Raw genomic sequence first — 17,889 nt, 5'->3', positions numbered from 1 at the left:
CTATCTAATTATTTGTGTTCGGGTTTTAATTTTGTAGGCCAAGGTATATCTATATCCTCTAGATATACCTCAATTTTATCACATTCTAGAACAAATTCTACAGAGGAAGAAAAATGCAATGTGATTTTTTTACTTTTATATGAGATTGCAAGCAAGTTCAAAAAAGGAATAGATGAATTTAACTTTTTATAAGAAATTTTTTTAACATGTTTAATTTGGAAACCAGATATTACTCTATAATTTACATTACTTTCAGTATTAATATTTTTTTCTTTTTCCCAGCAATATCGTGAAAAAGTAGCAATAAATAGCTCTTGATCTTTATCGAAGAAAAACTCCTCATTAGATAGAATGGCGTCTTGGCACAAATAAGATAATATTTTTAAGTCATCATTAGTAAATGCATTTAATTTTATTTTATTTTCGTAATTCATTAAGATTACCCATTACAATACCAAGTCACTTTAGAAAGACCTTCTGATATTAGCTCCTAGATTTGACAGTTTATCGACTAAATTTTCATAACCTCTATCTAAATGAAAAATACCATCAATTTCACTTGTACCGGAAGCTGCAAGAGCTCCTAGGATCATACACATTGATGCTCTCAAATCAGATGCCATTACCCTAGAAGCTTTTAACTTCTTAACACCATTAACAATTGCCTCTTGCTTAGTTATAACAATTTTAGCTCCCATTCTTATTAATTCAGGCACATGCATAAAACGATTTTCAAATATTGTCTCTTTGATAATTGTATTACCATCAGCAATAGACATTAAAGCCATAAATTGGGCTTGCAAGTCAGTTGGAAATCCTGGGTGAGCCTCAGTTGTAATGTTATGAGGAACTGGTCTTTTTGAAGAAGAAACTCTAAAAGAGTTTTTGTGGATTTGAACATTACTTCCAGTAGCTTTTAATACATTTAAAAATGAATTAAGATCACCTGGCCTTACATTTAAAATTTCAACATCACCCTTTGTTATGCTTGAAGCTATTGCAAATGAACCTGCTTCTATTCTATCAGGCACTACTGAATAATTAACAGAGGTTAATTTTTTAACACCATTAATAGTTATTGTATTAGTTCCTAGCCCCTTAATGTTAGCTCCCGCTTTAATTAAACACATTCCTAAATCTACAATTTCTGGCTCTTGTGCAGCATTTAAAATTTTAGTTTCACCTTTTGCTAACACAGCTGTCATAATCGCACTCTCTGTAGCGCCAACAGATATTTTCGGAAAGTTAATAACTCCACCTCTTAAGCCATCAGACTTTAATGAAGCATGAATAAATCCTGAATCAAAAGTGACTATAGCTCCGAGTTTTTCCATAACCAATATATGTAAATCAATAGGCCTGGTACCAATAGCACAACCACCAGGCAACGGAACTTTCGCTGTGCCTTTAGAAACTAACAATGGTCCCAACACAAGTATAGATGCTCTCATATGCCGTACAAGATCATATGAAGCTTCATCTTTTTGAGGACCACCATTAAAATTTATAGTATCATTTTGCCAGTCTATTGTTGTACCTAAATCTGCTAATAATTTAGCCATCAGCCGTGTGTCTGCAAGATTGGGAATATTAGATAATCTAAATCCCTTATTAATAATTAAAGACAAAGCCATCAAAGGCAGAGCTGCGTTTTTAGCCCCGCTAATTGTTACACTCCCATTAATTTGATTTTCACCTTTTATAAAGATTTTTTCAACGTCTGTATTATCAAAATTATTCATTTTAAATCTTTAATTACTTTTTACTATCATTGAGGCTAAGCCTAGACACCCCAATTTTTTGTGTTCTTTTTCCAATAATGTTTCTATCATCTCTTTCTAAAACTTGTTTCTTTCGTAATTTTAAATTTTTTTTTAACGAATGAGACAGGTCATTATCATCCTTACCTTTTTTTATCATATCCTTTTTAGTATTCCTATTTTAATTAAATTTATTCTTTTTATTAATTAACATTTACATAATTATAAAAAACTTGTCATTATAGAAAACATATTTTAATTATACATTATAAATAATGCCGTCATAGCTCCAGCGGTAGAGCGCGTCATTGGTAATGACGAGGTCACTGGTTCAAATCCAGTTGACGGCACCATTTCTTAAAAAAAATTAAATTAAATATTACTAAACAAGTATTCAAACATATAAAATTATTAAGTCTAATTCATTATAGCTCTTATACTTTTAATAAGAGGAAAATGGGTTTTATTTACTCTTCTCTTAAAGTTCCAGATATTTTATTATTAATAGCGTCTATCAAATCAGAACTAATATTTTCTAAATCTTCATCTGTTAAAGTTTCATGGATAGGTTGGATTAGAACTTTTATGGCAATTGATTTTTTACCAACAGGAATCTTGTTTCCCTTATAAACGTCATATATAAAAACATCTTTAATTAAATTTTTATTAATTGATTTAGCAACTTGTATTAGTTTTTCAGAATCCATATCTTCATCAATAACAAATGCGAACTCTCGAGTAACCGATTGAAGTGTTAATAATTTTAACATAGATCTAGATGTTTTATTTTTTTTTGGTAATGGAATGTTTTCATGAAAAATTTCGAATCCAATTACATTATTTCTGAAGCCATAAAATTCATTTATCTCAGGATGGATTTCTCCAAAATATGCGATTACATTTTGACCTATTTTAAAAACAGCGCTTCTTCCAGGATGATAATAATTTGGTACGTCTTTAAAAATTTTAATACTGTTTTGAGGTAAGCCTATGGCTTCTAGGGCCTTTAACACGTCAATTTTAACATCGTAAAAGTCAAATTTAACGGGCTCATTTTTCCAATCTTTTTTAATTTTATGCCCAATTCTAATTCCAGTAATAGTATTAATTTGTTCCTCAGGGCTATCACCAATAAAAATTGGCCCTACCTCAAAAAAAGATATGTCTTCTGAGCTTTTTTTGATATTTTTTTGTGCAGCCTGTAATAAAGTTGGAAGTATTGACGGCCTCATATCAGTTAATTCTGAGGATATTGGATTTACTAAATTGAGAACTTCAGAACCACCATTAAACTGTTTTGCCATTGTCTTATTTAAGAATGAAAAAGTAATGACTTCGTTATATCCTCTGCTAGCAAGCGTTCTAGAAGCAAAAAAAGTCTGGCGATGCTTTGTTCTCATAGCTGGCTTAGCTATGTAATTGCTTCTTGATAACTTTGTTATGGGAATAGAAGAATAACCGTTTACTCTTATTATTTCTTCAACAATATCAGCAACTCCATCTATGTCTGAACGCCAAGAAGGGACGATAACATCCCAAATAATTTCATTAGAATTAATTTCAAAACCTAATTTAGTTAAAATTTCTTCAGAAATCTTTTTTTCAATTTTTACACCAGTGAGTTTGTGTGTAATCTCAGGATTGAATTTAATAAGCTTATTGTTTCGTTCTTGTTGAAGTGAAACTACTTTACTCAAACTTCCACCACATATTTTTTGTATCAACGATGCAGCATAATGCATTACTAATTCTGGTGAATCATAGTCTACGCCTCTTTCAAACCTGTACCTTGCTTCTGAATTTATATTTAATTTTCTACCAGTCTTTGCAATTGAAATAGGATCAAATATAGCAGCTTCTAGAAACATTTTAGTTGTTTTATCTGTTACACCTGTCCTTTCACCACCCATAATCCCAGCTAAATCATCAAGACCATGTTCATCGCTAATTACCAGCATCCCTTCGTCTAATTTATAAGTGTTTCCATTAAGAGCGGCGAACTTCTCATCTTTTTTAGATTGTCTGATAATGAGTTGGTCACCTTGAATCTTTTCTACGTCGTAGGCGTGTAATGGTCTACCAATATCTATCATTATATAATTAGTTATATCTACAAGGGAGGATATAGGCCTTTGATCTACAGCTAATAATCTGTTTTTCAACCAATCTGGCGATACTTTATTATTTAAGTCTTGAAAAGATCTTCCAAATACCTTGGGACATAAGTTTTTTTCAGTGTCATTTAGATCTATTTTCCAATTTATAAAGCTATCAAATTCACCTTTGATTTCCGTATATTGTAAATCTTTTAATTTTCCAATTCCAGAGGCTGCTAAATCTCTTGCTATACCCCTTACGCCAAGGCAGTCTCCTCTATTTGGAGTAATTTCAATCTCTATTACTGGGTCATTGAGGTCCATCACTTTTGCAACTGATAAACCTAAAACTGTATCGTCTGGTAATTCAATAATTCCATTATGGTTCTCAGATATAGTTAGCTCTTTTTCTGAACATAACATTCCAAAAGACTCTTCTCCTCTAATTTTACCCTTTTTTAAGGTTAAACTTAATCCTGGAATAAATGTGCCAACATTAGCAAAAACGCCTACCATACCCTGTCTTACATTAGGAGCTCCACAAACAACATTATATGTATCTTGTCCATCAAACACTTTACAAACATTAAGTTTATCTGCGTTTGGATGTTTATAAACTTCGACTAATTTTACGGAAATAAATTCTTTGAGTTCCTCTGCTAAATTAACAACTGAGGCAACTTCAAGACCAAGTTTTGGAAGAGTTTCTATTATTTTATCTATACTACTATCTGTATCAAGATGGTCTAATAACCATTTCCAGGTCAATTTCATGAAAAAACACCATTTAGACCTGAGTGCAAACTTGGATTATCCACAGGAATAAAACCATAGTGCTTTAACCATCTTAAATCACTGTCATAAAACGGTCTTAAATCTGGAATCCCATATTTTAGCATAGTCAACCTCTCTAATCCCATCCCAAACGCAAAACCTTGATAAACAGATGGATCAATGCCGACCCCTTCTAAAACACGCGGGTGCACCATTCCAGAGCCTAAAATCTCAAGCCAGTCCTCACCTTCACCAATAGATAAACTGCCATCTTTCTCTTTTCTACATCCAATATCAACTTCAGCAGATGGTTCAGTAAAAGGAAAGTAGCTAGGCCTAAAGCGAACAGGTAAATTTTCTGAATTAAAATAAGTTCTACAAAATTCTATTAGACAACCTTTTAAATGGCCCATATTTATATTCTTACCAAGCACTAATCCTTCGCATTGATGAAACATGGGTGAATGAGTTGCATCATGATCAGATCTATATGTTCTACCAGGTATTATATATCTAATTTCTTCAAAATTTTCTAAATCAATTTTTTCCATAGTCCTAATCTGAACAGGACTTGTATGAGTTCTTAACACTTTTCTTTTGCCATCTTTATTTGGTTGAAGATAAAAAGTATCATGTTCTTGACGTGCAGGATGTTCAGTAGGTATATTTAATGCCGTAAAGTTATAATAATCTGTCTCAATGTCTGGCCCATCTACAATAGAAAATCCCATGTCTGCAAAAATAGCACAAAGTTCTTCTACAGTTCTTGATAAAGGATGAAGAGTACCGGTTTCATTTTCATAGGATGTTAAAGTAACATCAATTTTTTCTGTGTTTATCTTTTCTTGAAGGATTTGTTTTTTAAAAAAATGGGTTCTATCGACTATTTCTTTATTAATTTTATTTTTAATTTCATTAACTATTGATCCAATTTCTCTTTTAGAATTATCATCGTATGCTCTTAAATCTTTCAAATAAGAAGTTATTGAACCCTTTTTCCCTAAAGCATTAATTCTGATTTCTTCTAAAGAATTTAAGTTAGGACACTCTGATATTAAAAGACTAATGTCATTGGATAAATTTAAAATTTTATCTTTCAATTCAGCGATCATAATTGTTTAAAACCTGAAATTAAAGCAACAATAATAAATTAAATCTATTATTGATAAAAGCTAAGATTACGCAGCTGCTAACTTTGCTTTGGATACTAATTCTTCAAAAGCAAGAGGTTCATACACTGCTATATCAGCTAAAATTTTTCTGTCTATATCTATACCAGCTAACTTAAGACCATTCATAAATTTAGAGTAATTTAAACCATATAATCGAGAACCAGCGTTAATCCTTTGAATCCAGAGACCTCTGAACATTCTCTTCTTGTTTCTACGGTCTCTATACGCATATTGGCTAGCTTTTTCAACAGCTTGTGTGGCAACAGTAAAAAGATTTTTTCTGGCACCATAATAACCTTTGGCAGCTTTTGTTACTTTTTTGTGTCTAGCATGAGTTGTTACACCTCTTTTTACTCTAGCCATCGAGATTCTCCTTATTTACGCGTACGGAATGAACTGTTTAACTATTTTTGCGTCACAGTCCTGTAATATCATTGTTCCACGAGCTTGACGTTTCATTTTTTGAGATCTTTTTCTTAAATTATGACTTAAAAAAGCTGGACTTCCTTTAACTCTTCCACTTGCAGTAAGGCTAAATCTTTTCTTTGCACCGCTTTTTGTTTTTAATTTTGGCATTTTATTCTCTTTAATCATAATTATAATGTTATATAAAATGCTTATACATAAGCATTACAAAGTTATCAACCCTAAGTTGAATATATTTGAATTAAATTTTTACCATTTTATTTTGGTGCTAATATCATAACCATTTGCCTACCTTCAAGCTTAGGCATAGTTTCAATTTTACATAATTCTTCAGTATCTTCTTTAACCCTATCTAAAACTGTGACTCCAAGGGCTTGATGCGTCATTTCACGTCCCCTGAACCTTAGCGTTATCTTTACTTTATCACCATTCTCTATAAATTTTTTTACCTGTTTCATTTTTACAGTGAAATCATTATTATCTATGTTAGGTCTTAACTTTATCTCTTTAACTTCAATAATTTTCTGTTTTTTTCTAGCTTCGTTTTTTCTTTTTTGAGCTTCATATTTAAATTTACCATAATCTAAAATTTTACAAACTGGAGGATCTACATTTGGTTGAATCTCAACTAAATCTAAACTTTCATCTTCTGCTATCTTTAAAGCCTCGCTTATTGGTATAACACCAAGCTGCTCTCCACCAGCTCCAATACATCTAACATTCTCAGCTCTAATTAACTCGTTGATTCTTGGACCATCTTGAGTTGGTGGGGTATTATTTAAGCCTACTATACGAAAATCTCCTCTAAAAAATTACAGTTTGACTACTATTACACTATTTTATTATTAATTGTTAACAACTTTTAAAAAAAAAACTCAACTACATTATATCAGGAGGAAGACATTTTCTTTTAACATTTTCTATGAAAGTTTCTACATCTAAATTTTCTTGATTTTTTGAACCTAAATATCTAACCGCAACAGTTTTTGTTTCTTGTTCTTTATCGCCAATAACGATTATTATTGGGACTGCATTATTAGAGTGCTCTCTAATTTTATAACCAATTTTTTCATTTCTTAAATCAATTTCATTCCTAATACCAACTTTATCTAAATCTTTGTTGATTTTAAGGATATAATCATTTGTATTGTTAGTTATAGAACAGATGGTAACTTGGATAGGCGCAAGCCATAATGGCATTCTACCTGAGTATTGTTCAATTAAAATCCCTATCCATCTCTCTAGCGATCCTAAAATTGCTCTATGAAGCATTACTGGATTTTTCTTTTGACCATCTATATCAACATAATATGCACCTAATCTATTAGGTAGAACAAAATCCACCTGAAGCGTACCACATTGCCAATCTCTTCCAATTGCATCTGTTAAAACAAACTCTAATTTTGGTCCATAAAATGCGCCTTCACCCGGGTTTAATGAATAACTTATGTTTGCTGCTTTAATAGCAACTAAAAGTGCATTTTCTGCCTTATCCCATGTTTTGTCGTCTCCTGCACGGATTTCTGGTCTGTCGGAAAATTTAACTTTTAAATCTGCAAACCCAAAATCTTTATATATTGCTTGTAACAACTCACAGAATATTACACATTCTGATGTTATTTGGTTATCCATACAAAATATATGAGCATCATCTTGTGTAAATTGCCTTACTCTCATTATGCCGTGTAAAGCGCCAGATGGTTCATTTCTATGACAAGAACCAAATTCGGCCATTCTAATGGGGAGATCTTTATATGATTTTAAACCTTGTTTGTAAATTTGAACATGACCCGGACAATTCATTGGTTTTAAAGCAAGGGTTTTATCTTCATCACCTTTAGCCATAAACATATGTTCTTTAAATTTTTCCCAATGTCCTGATTTTTCCCATAACGATCTATCTATTACTTGGGGAGTTTTAACTTCATCATATTCGGATTTATTAAGTTTTCTTCTCATATAGGATTCAACTTCAAGGTAAATGGCCCAACCTTTTTTATGCCAAAAAACTGATCCTATAGCTTCATCTTGAAGATGAAAAAGGCCTAGTTCTCTACCCAGTTTTCTGTGATCCCTTTTCTCTGCTTCTTCTATCATTAATAAATAATTTTTAAGATCTTTGTCACTTAAAAACGCAGTTCCGTATATTCTTTGAAGTACAGAATTTTTGCTATCGCCTCTCCAATATGATCCCGCTAATTTAGTTAATTTAAAAGCATGACCTAATTTTTTAGTCGATGATGTGTGAGGACCTTTGCAAAGATCAAGAAAATCACCTTGTCTATAAAAAGTTATAAGTTGGTCTTCTGGAATAGCATTAACTAACTCGATTTTAAAATTTTCATTGTTTTGACTGTAGTGTTCTAATGCTTTTTTTCTAGTCCAAACCTCCCTAAAAATTTTTTCATCTCTATCAACAATTTCATGCATTCTTTTTTCTATAATATCAAGATCGGTTAAAGAAAATTTTTTTTCTCTGAAAAAATCGTAATAGAAACCATTTTCAATTGAAGGGCCAATAGTTGCTTGTGTTTCTGGAAAAAGCTCTAAAACTGCTTCTGCCATTATATGCGCTGCGTCATGCCTGATAACATCAAGAATTTCTTTATTTTTTTGAGTTAATATAGATACAGTACTGTCTACTTCAATTACTCTTTCCAGGTCCCAAAGCTCACCATTTACAAGAGAAACAAAAGCATTAGATGCTAAGTTTTTTGAAATATCTTCTGCTATTTGCATAGAAGTTACAGGTTGATTATATTTTTTTTTGTCTTGATTAGGTAATGTAATTGTAAGCATTTTATCCAGTATAAATAATTCATTGTCTTACTTATTAAAATTTATCTTTTGTACTCTACAAGACTCTTCTTATACAATGATAAAGTTAACTTACACATCTTATCATGGCTAAAATTTTTAGACACATTTTTTTTAGCAAATTCTCCAATTTTTTCCATTTTGGATCCTTTCAACGAAAGAGCTAAGGAAATTTTTTTGCTTAAACTATCAACATCATTAGGTTTAGCTAAAAATCCATTTTTACCGTCAATTATGGTTTCAGAAGCTCCTCCATGATCAAACGCAATAGGTATTTTACCTAAAGCTTGTGCTTCTAGTATTACTCTGCCAAATGGTTCAGGGGTCAAAGATGGCATCACAACTATATCACCTAAAATCATTGCAGCTTGAATATCTCTAGTTGATTTTAATAATTTAACCTTAGCTTCTAATTTTAACTTAATGATTTTATTAATTAATATATTTTGAAACTTTGTACTACCGTCGCCTGCTCCTATCAACACACATTGAAAGTCTTCTTTAACCTTAGACAGAGCAGTTATTAAAACACTGTATCCCTTCCACATAGCAGGACGTGAAGCCATTACAATAACAGGGACATTATCTCTTAAGTTTAATATTTTTGATTGGGCAATTATCCTGCCAGCTTTTATGTTATTTGGATTAAATAATTCTAAGTCTACTCCTCTATGAATAACATTGATTTTGTGAGCTACTTTGGGAAAAACAGTTTTAATACTTTTTTCTATATGCTTCGATATAGCAATAACAGCATCTCCCTTAGTTAAAACACTATTATAAATTTTTTTGAAAATATTTGTTCTTCTAAATCTCATATGAACAGAGGTAATAACAGGAATATCTAATATTGAACCTAAAGGAAAAGCAATCCAGGCTGGCGCTCTTGAACAAAGATGTAACAAATCAACTTTTTCTTCTTCTAATATCACTTTTAACTGATTTCTTATTTTTATCCACCTTAAAGGGTTTTTAGAATGTACATCTAGCTTGTAGTGAATGGCGCCATTTCTTCTTAACTGTGTTTCAAAATGTCCACCAGAAGAAATTACAATTGATCTAAAGTTACTTTCTGTCAATGCTTTAGATATTTCAACAACACCCCTTTCGACGCCACCAGTATTTAATGCTGGTAATATTTGGGCTATGGTATATTTATTTTTACTCATCTTATTAACCTTAAATCGAATGGATTTTTAATGACAGACTTTATAGAAACTCCACATGGTAGCAAAATAGCATACAACCAGAGCATCGGAAAAGAAAATAGTATCGTCTTTCTAAGTGGTTTTGGGTCAGATATGCAAGGTAAAAAAGCACTTTTTATTGAAAAATGGGCAAAAGATAGCAATCACAGCTTTCTAAGATTTGATTATTCAGGTCATGGACTTTCTTCTAATAATTTAAATGAAACATGTTTTACAGATTGGTATAAAGATGCAGAATTTTTGATAAAAAAACTTACTAAGGGAAAACAAATATTAATAGGTTCTTCTATGGGCGGCTGGGTAATGTTAATGTTATCAAAGCTTTTACCTCAAAAAGTATCAGCAATGATCGGTTTAGCTCCTGCTCCTGATTTTCCTCAAAACTTAATTTGGCAAAACATGAATACAACACAAAAAAGACAACTTGTAACAAATAAAAATATCAATTTTATTGATGCCAATGAAATAAATCATTTTTTTTCTTACAAATTAATTAAAGATAGCTTTAAAAATTTAACTTTATCTGAAGACATTTTATTCAAAGGACCTGTTCATTTATACCACGGCATGAAAGATGAAGATGTTCCATATAGTATAAGTATAAAAATTTTAGAAAAAATTAGAGGTTCTCAAAATGTCAGTTTATTATTAGATAAAGAAGCAGGTCATAGACTATCTGAAGAGAACCAATTAGATATGATAATCGAAATAATAAAAAAAACATTAAAAGAGATCTAGATTTATAATTATCCCAAATAGATTTAATAACGCTAATCTCGAACATAAATAAATGCTGTAAAGTATAAGTTCTATTTTATTAGAGGTAATAATTTTGAATTTTGTTCTAATAAACTAGCAGCATTGTATTTTAACTCACAAATTAGTAAACCATCATAAGATAAAGGTCCTGGTATCGATATATCTAGCCCTTTATTAATTAGTTTATCAAACCCAAATTCGTTATAATAGTCATATTCCCCTGAAACGAAACAAATTGTTTCATTGTTTAATTTAGCTTTATCAAGTCCTATCTGAATTAATTTTTTACCAAAACCATATCCTTGAAATTTTTTATCAACAGCTAGAGGTCCTAATAATAAACAATCTATTTTTTTAATAAGAACTCTATAGAAGTTTATTGTTCCAATTACTTTAGATGGGTCTTCTTCAAAACATGATATAAGTGATAGTTCTTCAATAGGAGATGATTTCCTATACATATAAACTGTTCTATTTAACCTAGATGGACCAAAACAAGCATCTAATATACTTAATTTTTGTGAATAATCAGAACTAGTTTCATTTCTTATTTTAATATTAGTCATCACACAATTATCTTTTAAGACTTATTACAAAAAATACCATTTATATGTAACTATTATTAAATCAATAAAAAAAGATCAAATTATTTAGGTAGTTCAGATTTTCCCATAAGATATTCATCTATTGAGTAAGCGCATTGTCTGCCTTCTTTAATTGCCCATACAACTAAGGATTGACCACGTCTTGAATCACCTGCAGCAAAAAACTTATCTATAGATGTTTTATATTTAACTTCGTCAGCTTCTAAATTGCCTGAGGAGGTTAATTTAACGCCTAGATCTTTAATCAAACCTTCATGAATTGGATGAACAAAACCCATTGCTAACAAAACAAGATCTGCTTCAAATGAAAATTCTGAATCCGTAATCTCAGACATTGTCATTTTCCCATCATCATCTTTAGACCATTCTACATTTATACAGTTTAACTTAGTTACTTTGCCATTATTACCATCAAAAGATTTAGTTAAAACCGACCAATTTCTTTCACAACCTTCTTGGTGAGATGTTGAAGTTCTTAATTTCATTGGCCAATTTGGCCATGTTAAAGCTTTATTTTCCTTCTCAGGAGGCTGATCAAGTAATTCTAATTGTGTAACCGATTTAGCGCCCTGCCGGTTTGATGTGCCAACGCAATCTGAACCCGTGTCTCCTCCACCAATTACAAGAACATTTTTTCCTTTAGCTAAAATTTCGATATCGGCATTTACAATTTTTCCTGATACCCTGTCATTTTGTTGAGACAGAAACTCCATGGCAAAGTGAATACCAGATAATTCTCTCCCTACAACGGGAAGATCTCTTGGGTGTTCAGATCCTCCACAAAAAGCAATTGCATCAAAATTTTTATTTAAACTTTCTATACTAATATTTTTTCCAACGTGACTATTAACTCTAAACTCCACTCCTTCAGACTGCATTTGTGCCATTCTTCTATCAATTAGAGTTTTTTCCATTTTAAAGTCAGGAATTCCAATTCTGAGAAGTCCACCAATTCTCTCGTTTTTTTCGAATACAACTACAGCATGTCCTGCCCTTGCAAGTTGCTGTGCACAAGCAAGTCCGGATGGGCCTGATCCAATTACCGCAACTTTTTTATCTGTATGTTTTAATGATAATTGAGGTTTGATCCAACCCTCTTCCCAACCTCTATCTACTACGGAACATTCAATTGTTTTGATAGCCACAGGATTATCAGTAATATTTAATGTACAAGAAGCTTCACATGGCGCAGGACATATTCTACCTGTAAATTCAGGGAAATTATTAGTGGAGTGCAATAAATCAAGTGCCTCTTTCCATTTTCCACTGTAAACCATGTCATTCCAATCAGGTATCAGATTATTAACTGGACAACCTTGATGACAATAAGGTATTCCACAATCCATACATCGAGCGCCCTGCTTAGATACTTCTTTTGGATCCAATGGAATCATAAATTCTTTAAAATGTTTAATTCTATCTTCAACCGTTTCATAATCTCTTTCAACGCGGTCTAGTTCCATAAAACCTGTCGCTTTACCCATTTTATTCTCCAGCAATTTTATTTATCATTATTTTTTCTTTTCTGTCGTTTAAAGCTCTTTTGAATTCAAAAGGGGTAATTTTCACAAACAATGGCAAATATTTCTCCCAATTACTTAAAATTAGCTTTCCTTTTTCACTCTTAGTAAATTTTACATGATTTTGAATAGTAATTTTTAAGCGTGATTCATCAAAACTCAATAAATCATTGTTATATTCAATTTGTTTTTCATTTTGATTCAAAGATAATTCTGCTAGGGACTCAATTTCAACCATTGATTTGTTACAATGAGATTCAAAAGTATTATCTTCATTTAGAATATAGGCAATACCACCTGACATGCCTGCTGCAAAATTTCTTCCTGTTTTTCCTAAAACAACAACAACTCCTCCAGTCATATACTCACAACCATGATCTCCACAACCTTCAACTACAGTTGTTGCTCCAGAATTTCTAACTGCAAAACGTTCACCAACTATACCATTTAAATAACATTCACCTGATATAGCTCCATATAAAACTGTGTTCCCTGCAATAATATTTTTTTCTGAAATAATTGAGCTTTTATTATGTTTGAAAACAGAAATTTTACCTCCTGACAGGCCTTTACCTACATAATCGTTAGCGTCTCCTTCAAGGTTAAAAGTGACACCCTTGGATAACCATGCACCAAAACTTTGGCCTGCACTACCTGTAAAATTTACATTAATGGTATTATGTGGAAGGCCTTCATGACCATATTTTTTTGCTATTCTACCTGAAAGCATTGCTCCTACAGTTCTATTAATATTTTGAATGTTAGATTCGATTTTTACAGCTTGCTTCTCTTCAATTGCTCTTTTACTTTTCTTAATTAACATATTATCAAGCGCTTTTTCTAATTGATGATTTTGTAACTCACAATTGTAAAATTTTTCATTAGGAGCGGCTTCCAATGGTACTATTAATTTAGATAAATCTACGCCATGCGCTTTCCAATGTTGGTCAGCAGTTTCAAAGTTAAGTAACTGTCTTTTTCCAATAATTTCATTAAAACTTTTAAAGCCTAATTCTGCTAAAATTTCTCTTACTTCATTTGCAATAAAAACGAAAAAATTTACAACATGATCAGGGGTTCCAGTAAAATTTTTTCTTAACTCAGGGTCTTGAGTTGCAACTCCAACGGGACACGTGTTTAAGTGACATTTTCTCATCATAATACATCCTTCAGAGATAAGTGCCGCCGTAGCAAAACCAAACTCGTCAGCGCCAAGTAATCCGCCTATAACAACGTCTCGTCCTGTTCTTAAGCCTCCATCAACTTGTACGGCTATTCTTTCTCTTAGATTATTCATAACAAGTGTCTGATGTGCTTCAGCTAAACCAGTTTCCCATGGACCGCCTGCATTTAATAAAGATGTAATTGGACTTGCCCCAGTGCCACCATCATGCCCTGAAATAGTTACGTGGTCAGCATAAGCTTTACTTACACCGGCAGCAACTGTACCAACACCAATTTCGGATACCAATTTTACAGAAATCCTAGCCTCTGGATTTACATTTTTCAAGTCATGAATTAATTGAGCAAGATCCTCAATAGAATAAATATCGTGATGGGGAGGTGGTGATATTAAACCAACCCCAGGGGTTGAATGTCTTATTTTAGCTATAAAATCATTAACTTTATCACCAGGTAATTGTCCACCTTCACCTGGCTTTGCACCTTGAGCCATTTTAATTTGAATATCTGTGGCATTAGACAAGTATTCTGTTGTAACTCCAAATCTGCCAGAGGCTACTTGTTTAATTCTAGAGTTCATTGAGTCACCATTAGCCATAGGTTTAAATCTGGATGATTCTTCTCCACCTTCTCCTGTATTTGATCTGCCACCTAAACGGTTCATGGCAATAGCCAAAGTAGTGTGAGCTTCTGTAGAAATAGATCCTAAAGACATAGCACCTGTAGCAAATCTTTTTACAATTTCAGCTACAGGCTCAACTTCATCAATACTGATGGGCTCTAAGTTTGAATTAAAATTGAAAAGTCCTCTCAAATTTTTAAGTTTGACTGACTGATCATTGATTTTTTTAGAATATTTTTTAAATGTTTTATAATCTGCACTTCTTACAGCATGCTGTAAAGCTCCAATTGTTTCTGGAGTCCAAACGTGTTCTTCACCTCTTAATCTAAAACTTAAATCACCTCCAACATCTAGATCATTTCTTAATAATGGTGAATCCCCAAAGGCTAGATCATGTCTTTTTTCTGTTTCTGATTGTATTTCTTCAATACTAATGCCTTCAACTTTTGATGAGGTTCCACAGAAATAATTATCTATGAGCTCTGCTGAAAGTCCTACTGCATCAAATATTTGTGCACCACAGTAAGATTGATAAGTCGAAATACCCATTTTCGACATAACCTTTAACATGCCTTTAGTTACTGCTTTTACGTATTTTATATGGGCTTCATTTTCCTTAATATTTATACCATTCTTTTCAACAATATCTGAAAGTGAATAAAATGCTAAGTAAGGATTAATAGCTTCTGCTCCATAACCTGCCAACAAACATAAATCATGTACCCTTCTCGCCTCACCAGTTTCAACCACTATACCAACTTCAGTCCTAAGTCCCTGCTTTATAAGGTGATGATGAATTGCACTTGTTGCTAATAATGCAGGAATGGCAATATGTTCTTTATCAACGTTTCTGTCAGAAAGAATTATAATATTAAAACCATTTTCACGGACAACTTTTTCAGCTTTGTCACAAAGTTTAGATACTATACCTTTTAAATCGTTCTTCTTATCATTATCTTTTCTGTAACAAATATCTAAGGTATATGTTTTAAAAGATCCATCTAAGTGATTTTCAATCCTTCGTATTCTTTCTAAATCCATATTTGTAAGGATTGGTTGATCAACTTCTAAACGTTTTTGTTTTCCACCAGACTTTAGATCTAGTAAGTTGGGTCTTGGCCCAATAAAACTTACCAAAGACATTACTAATTCTTCTCTTATTGGATCAATTGGGGGGTTAGTAACTTGAGCAAAGTTTTGAAAAAAATAATCATATAAAAGTCTATTTTTATCTGACAAAGTTGCTAAGGGAATGTCACGACCCATAGATCCAATTGGATCTTGACCCTGCACTATCATTGGCTCTAAAAAAAACTTAAGGTCTTCTTTATTATAACCAAAAGCTTGTTGCAAATCTAACAAAACAGAAGATTCAGGGGTCATTGGACTAATTTCTGACGGCAAAGATGATAAGTTAATTTGAGTATTATTTAACCATTCTTGATAAGGATGAGAATTCGTGAGTTCATCTTTGAGTTCTTCATCAGAAATAATTCTTTGTTGTTCTAAATCAACTAAAAGCATCTTTCCTGGCTGAAGACGCCATTTATTTACTATTTTTTCTTCAGGTATATCAGGTAAAACTCCAACTTCAGAAGACATAATAACTAAATCATCACTGGTTACTACATACCTCGCTGGTCTTAAACCATTTCTATCAAGTGTTGCTGCTATTTGTACTCCATCAGTAAATGCCATTGCAGCAGGTCCGTCCCACGGCTCCATTAAAGCTGAATAATACTCATAGAATGATTTCCTATTATCATCCATCAGATCATTATCTTTCCATGCTTCTGGTATCATTAACATCATCGCATGTGGAAGAGAATATCCACCCATAACTAGCAGCTCTAATGCATTATCAAAAGTTGAAGAATCTGACGGGGACTCTTCAATAATAGGCCACAATTTTTTCAAGTCATCTTTTAGAACTTCTGATGTCATATTGTGTTTTCTGGAATTCATCCAGTTTATGTTACCTTTTACAGTATTTATTTCACCATTGTGACATAAATATCTAAAGGGTTGCGCAAGCCTCCAAGAAGGAAACGTATTGGTTGAAAATCTTTGGTGAAATAAAGCTATCGCTGTTTTAAAATTTGAGTCTTGGAAATCAATATAAAATTTTGACAAATTTGGTGCTAAAACCATACCCTTAAAAATAATCGTTCTCGACGAAAGTGATACAATATAAAAGTCATCCCAATCTTCTATTTTTTTACTATGTAGTAAAAAATGTGCTTGTTTTCTAATAACGTACAATTTCCTTTGAAATTGTTTCTCGTCCTTACAATTAGAACCTTTTTGAATAAAAAATTGTTTAATTAATGGTGCATTATGTTTAACCGTTTCTCCAAGGACAATGTCATCAGTTGGAACATCTCTCCATCCAATAAATATTTGTCTTTCGTTGGAAATAGTTTGCTCAATTGCTTTTTTTGCTAAATCAGCTCTAGTTTTATCCTGTGGAAAAAAAACCATTCCAACACCATAATCTCCAATATTCGGAAGAGTAATATCATTTCTAGCAAAATCATCTCTAAAAAATTGATCAGGTATTTGAATCAATATTCCAGCACCATCACCTGCAAGTGGATCAGCCCCCACTGCTCCTCTATGATCAAGGTTATGAACAATCTCAAGGGCTTGATGAACTATTTCGTGCTTAGGTTCATTTTTAATATTTGCGATAAAACCAAAACCACAATTTTCGTGCTCATTTTTTGGGTCATATAAGCCATACTCTTCTGGAAAACCCATTTTATTAAACTTATTTTTTGACATTTATATTCCTCAAAACATATTTACATTTTAGTAAATAATTATTTATGACACAAAATTTGAACTATTTATTCTTTTCAAATGGAGTGGCAATGTAATTCATTTGTTAACTATTGTAAAAGATATCATTATATGACAGATATGCGTTAAATGCATTTCAAAAGTGA

At 32.1% G+C, this 17,889-nt stretch carries 14 protein-coding genes and 1 tRNA gene; 2 read left to right on the top strand and 13 right to left on the bottom strand.

Translation table 11 applies throughout. The features are described 5' to 3' along the window. Window positions 1–8: 8 nt before the first annotated feature. Genes ABXT66_RS02990 through ABXT66_RS02980 form a run of 3 tightly spaced genes read right to left on the bottom strand, consistent with a single transcriptional unit; the run spans window position 9 to window position 1,920 of the window. Window positions 9–434, bottom strand: coding sequence for a DUF2948 family protein (locus tag ABXT66_RS02990; RefSeq protein ID WP_443644181.1), 426 nt, complete (start codon window positions 432–434; stop codon window positions 9–11). A 30-nt stretch (window positions 435–464) separates the two neighbouring features. Further along, window positions 465–1,742: a UDP-N-acetylglucosamine 1-carboxyvinyltransferase gene (gene murA, locus ABXT66_RS02985; protein WP_443644180.1), complete on the bottom strand. Its 1,278-nt coding sequence runs from the start codon at window positions 1,740–1,742 to the stop codon at window positions 465–467. Between the two features lie 13 nt (window positions 1,743–1,755). Beyond that, window positions 1,756–1,920 (bottom strand): hypothetical protein, encoded by a 165-nt coding sequence (locus ABXT66_RS02980; RefSeq protein ID WP_443644179.1) that lies wholly within the window; start codon window positions 1,918–1,920, stop codon window positions 1,756–1,758. A 117-nt stretch (window positions 1,921–2,037) separates the two neighbouring features. Between ABXT66_RS02980 and ABXT66_RS02975 the strand changes: the two genes are divergently transcribed. After that, window positions 2,038–2,113: transfer RNA gene (locus ABXT66_RS02975), tRNA-Thr, on the top strand. 114 nt (window positions 2,114–2,227) lie between these two features. On the opposite strand, the gene pheT is transcribed toward ABXT66_RS02975, so the two are convergent. The 7 genes from pheT to ABXT66_RS02940 form a co-directional block, all read right to left on the bottom strand. Continuing rightward, window positions 2,228–4,630 carry a phenylalanine--tRNA ligase subunit beta gene (gene pheT / locus ABXT66_RS02970; protein ID WP_443644178.1) on the bottom strand — a complete coding sequence of 801 codons (2,403 nt, stop codon included), beginning with the start codon at window positions 4,628–4,630 and terminating at the stop codon, window positions 2,228–2,230. Then, window positions 4,627–5,742 (bottom strand): phenylalanine--tRNA ligase subunit alpha, encoded by a 1,116-nt coding sequence (pheS, locus tag ABXT66_RS02965; protein WP_443644177.1) that lies wholly within the window; start codon window positions 5,740–5,742, stop codon window positions 4,627–4,629. The genes pheT and pheS overlap by 4 nt, the downstream gene beginning before the upstream one ends. 66 nt (window positions 5,743–5,808) lie before the next feature. Next, on the bottom strand, window positions 5,809–6,165 hold the full coding sequence (gene rplT / locus ABXT66_RS02960; RefSeq protein WP_443644176.1) for a 50S ribosomal protein L20: 357 nt from the start codon (window positions 6,163–6,165) through the stop codon (window positions 5,809–5,811). A gap of 15 nt (window positions 6,166–6,180) precedes the next feature. Then, on the bottom strand, window positions 6,181–6,378 hold the full coding sequence (gene rpmI / locus ABXT66_RS02955) for a 50S ribosomal protein L35 (protein WP_443644175.1): 198 nt from the start codon (window positions 6,376–6,378) through the stop codon (window positions 6,181–6,183). Window positions 6,379–6,485: 107 nt separating this feature from the next. Further along, window positions 6,486–7,019 carry a translation initiation factor IF-3 gene (gene infC, locus ABXT66_RS02950; protein ID WP_443644716.1) on the bottom strand — a complete coding sequence of 178 codons (534 nt, stop codon included), beginning with the start codon at window positions 7,017–7,019 and terminating at the stop codon, window positions 6,486–6,488. A gap of 88 nt (window positions 7,020–7,107) precedes the next feature. Beyond that, entirely contained in the window at window positions 7,108–9,027 is a 1,920-nt protein-coding gene (thrS, locus tag ABXT66_RS02945; RefSeq protein WP_443644174.1) for a threonine--tRNA ligase, read from the bottom strand. Between the two features lie 41 nt (window positions 9,028–9,068). Then, on the bottom strand, window positions 9,069–10,214 hold the full coding sequence (locus tag ABXT66_RS02940) for a glycosyltransferase family 4 protein (protein ID WP_443644173.1): 1,146 nt from the start codon (window positions 10,212–10,214) through the stop codon (window positions 9,069–9,071). 30 nt (window positions 10,215–10,244) lie between these two features. On the opposite strand from ABXT66_RS02940, the gene ABXT66_RS02935 reads away from it, so the two are divergent. Then, window positions 10,245–10,991, top strand: a complete 747-nt coding sequence (locus ABXT66_RS02935) for an alpha/beta hydrolase (RefSeq protein WP_443644172.1) — start codon at window positions 10,245–10,247, stop codon at window positions 10,989–10,991. 71 nt (window positions 10,992–11,062) lie between these two features. On the opposite strand, the gene ABXT66_RS02930 is transcribed toward ABXT66_RS02935, so the two are convergent. The 3 genes from ABXT66_RS02930 to gltB form a co-directional block, all read right to left on the bottom strand. Further along, window positions 11,063–11,578, bottom strand: coding sequence for a GNAT family N-acetyltransferase (locus tag ABXT66_RS02930; RefSeq protein WP_443644171.1), 516 nt, complete (start codon window positions 11,576–11,578; stop codon window positions 11,063–11,065). A gap of 80 nt (window positions 11,579–11,658) precedes the next feature. Further along, window positions 11,659–13,101 (bottom strand): glutamate synthase subunit beta, encoded by a 1,443-nt coding sequence (locus ABXT66_RS02925; protein ID WP_443644170.1) that lies wholly within the window; start codon window positions 13,099–13,101, stop codon window positions 11,659–11,661. Window position 13,102: 1 nt separating this feature from the next. After that, complete coding sequence (gene gltB, locus ABXT66_RS02920; RefSeq protein ID WP_443644169.1) at window positions 13,103–17,725, bottom strand: glutamate synthase large subunit; 4,623 nt, start codon at window positions 17,723–17,725, stop codon at window positions 13,103–13,105. Between the last annotated feature and the right edge of the window lie 164 nt (window positions 17,726–17,889).

It is taken from the genome of Candidatus Levibacter sp. Uisw_134_01, from assembly GCF_047717795.1.
GTDB lineage: Bacteria > Pseudomonadota > Alphaproteobacteria > Puniceispirillales > Marisalimonadaceae > Marisalimonas.
The sequence above is the reverse complement of the archived record's forward strand: the minus strand, read 5'-3'. Positions and strand labels throughout refer to the sequence as shown.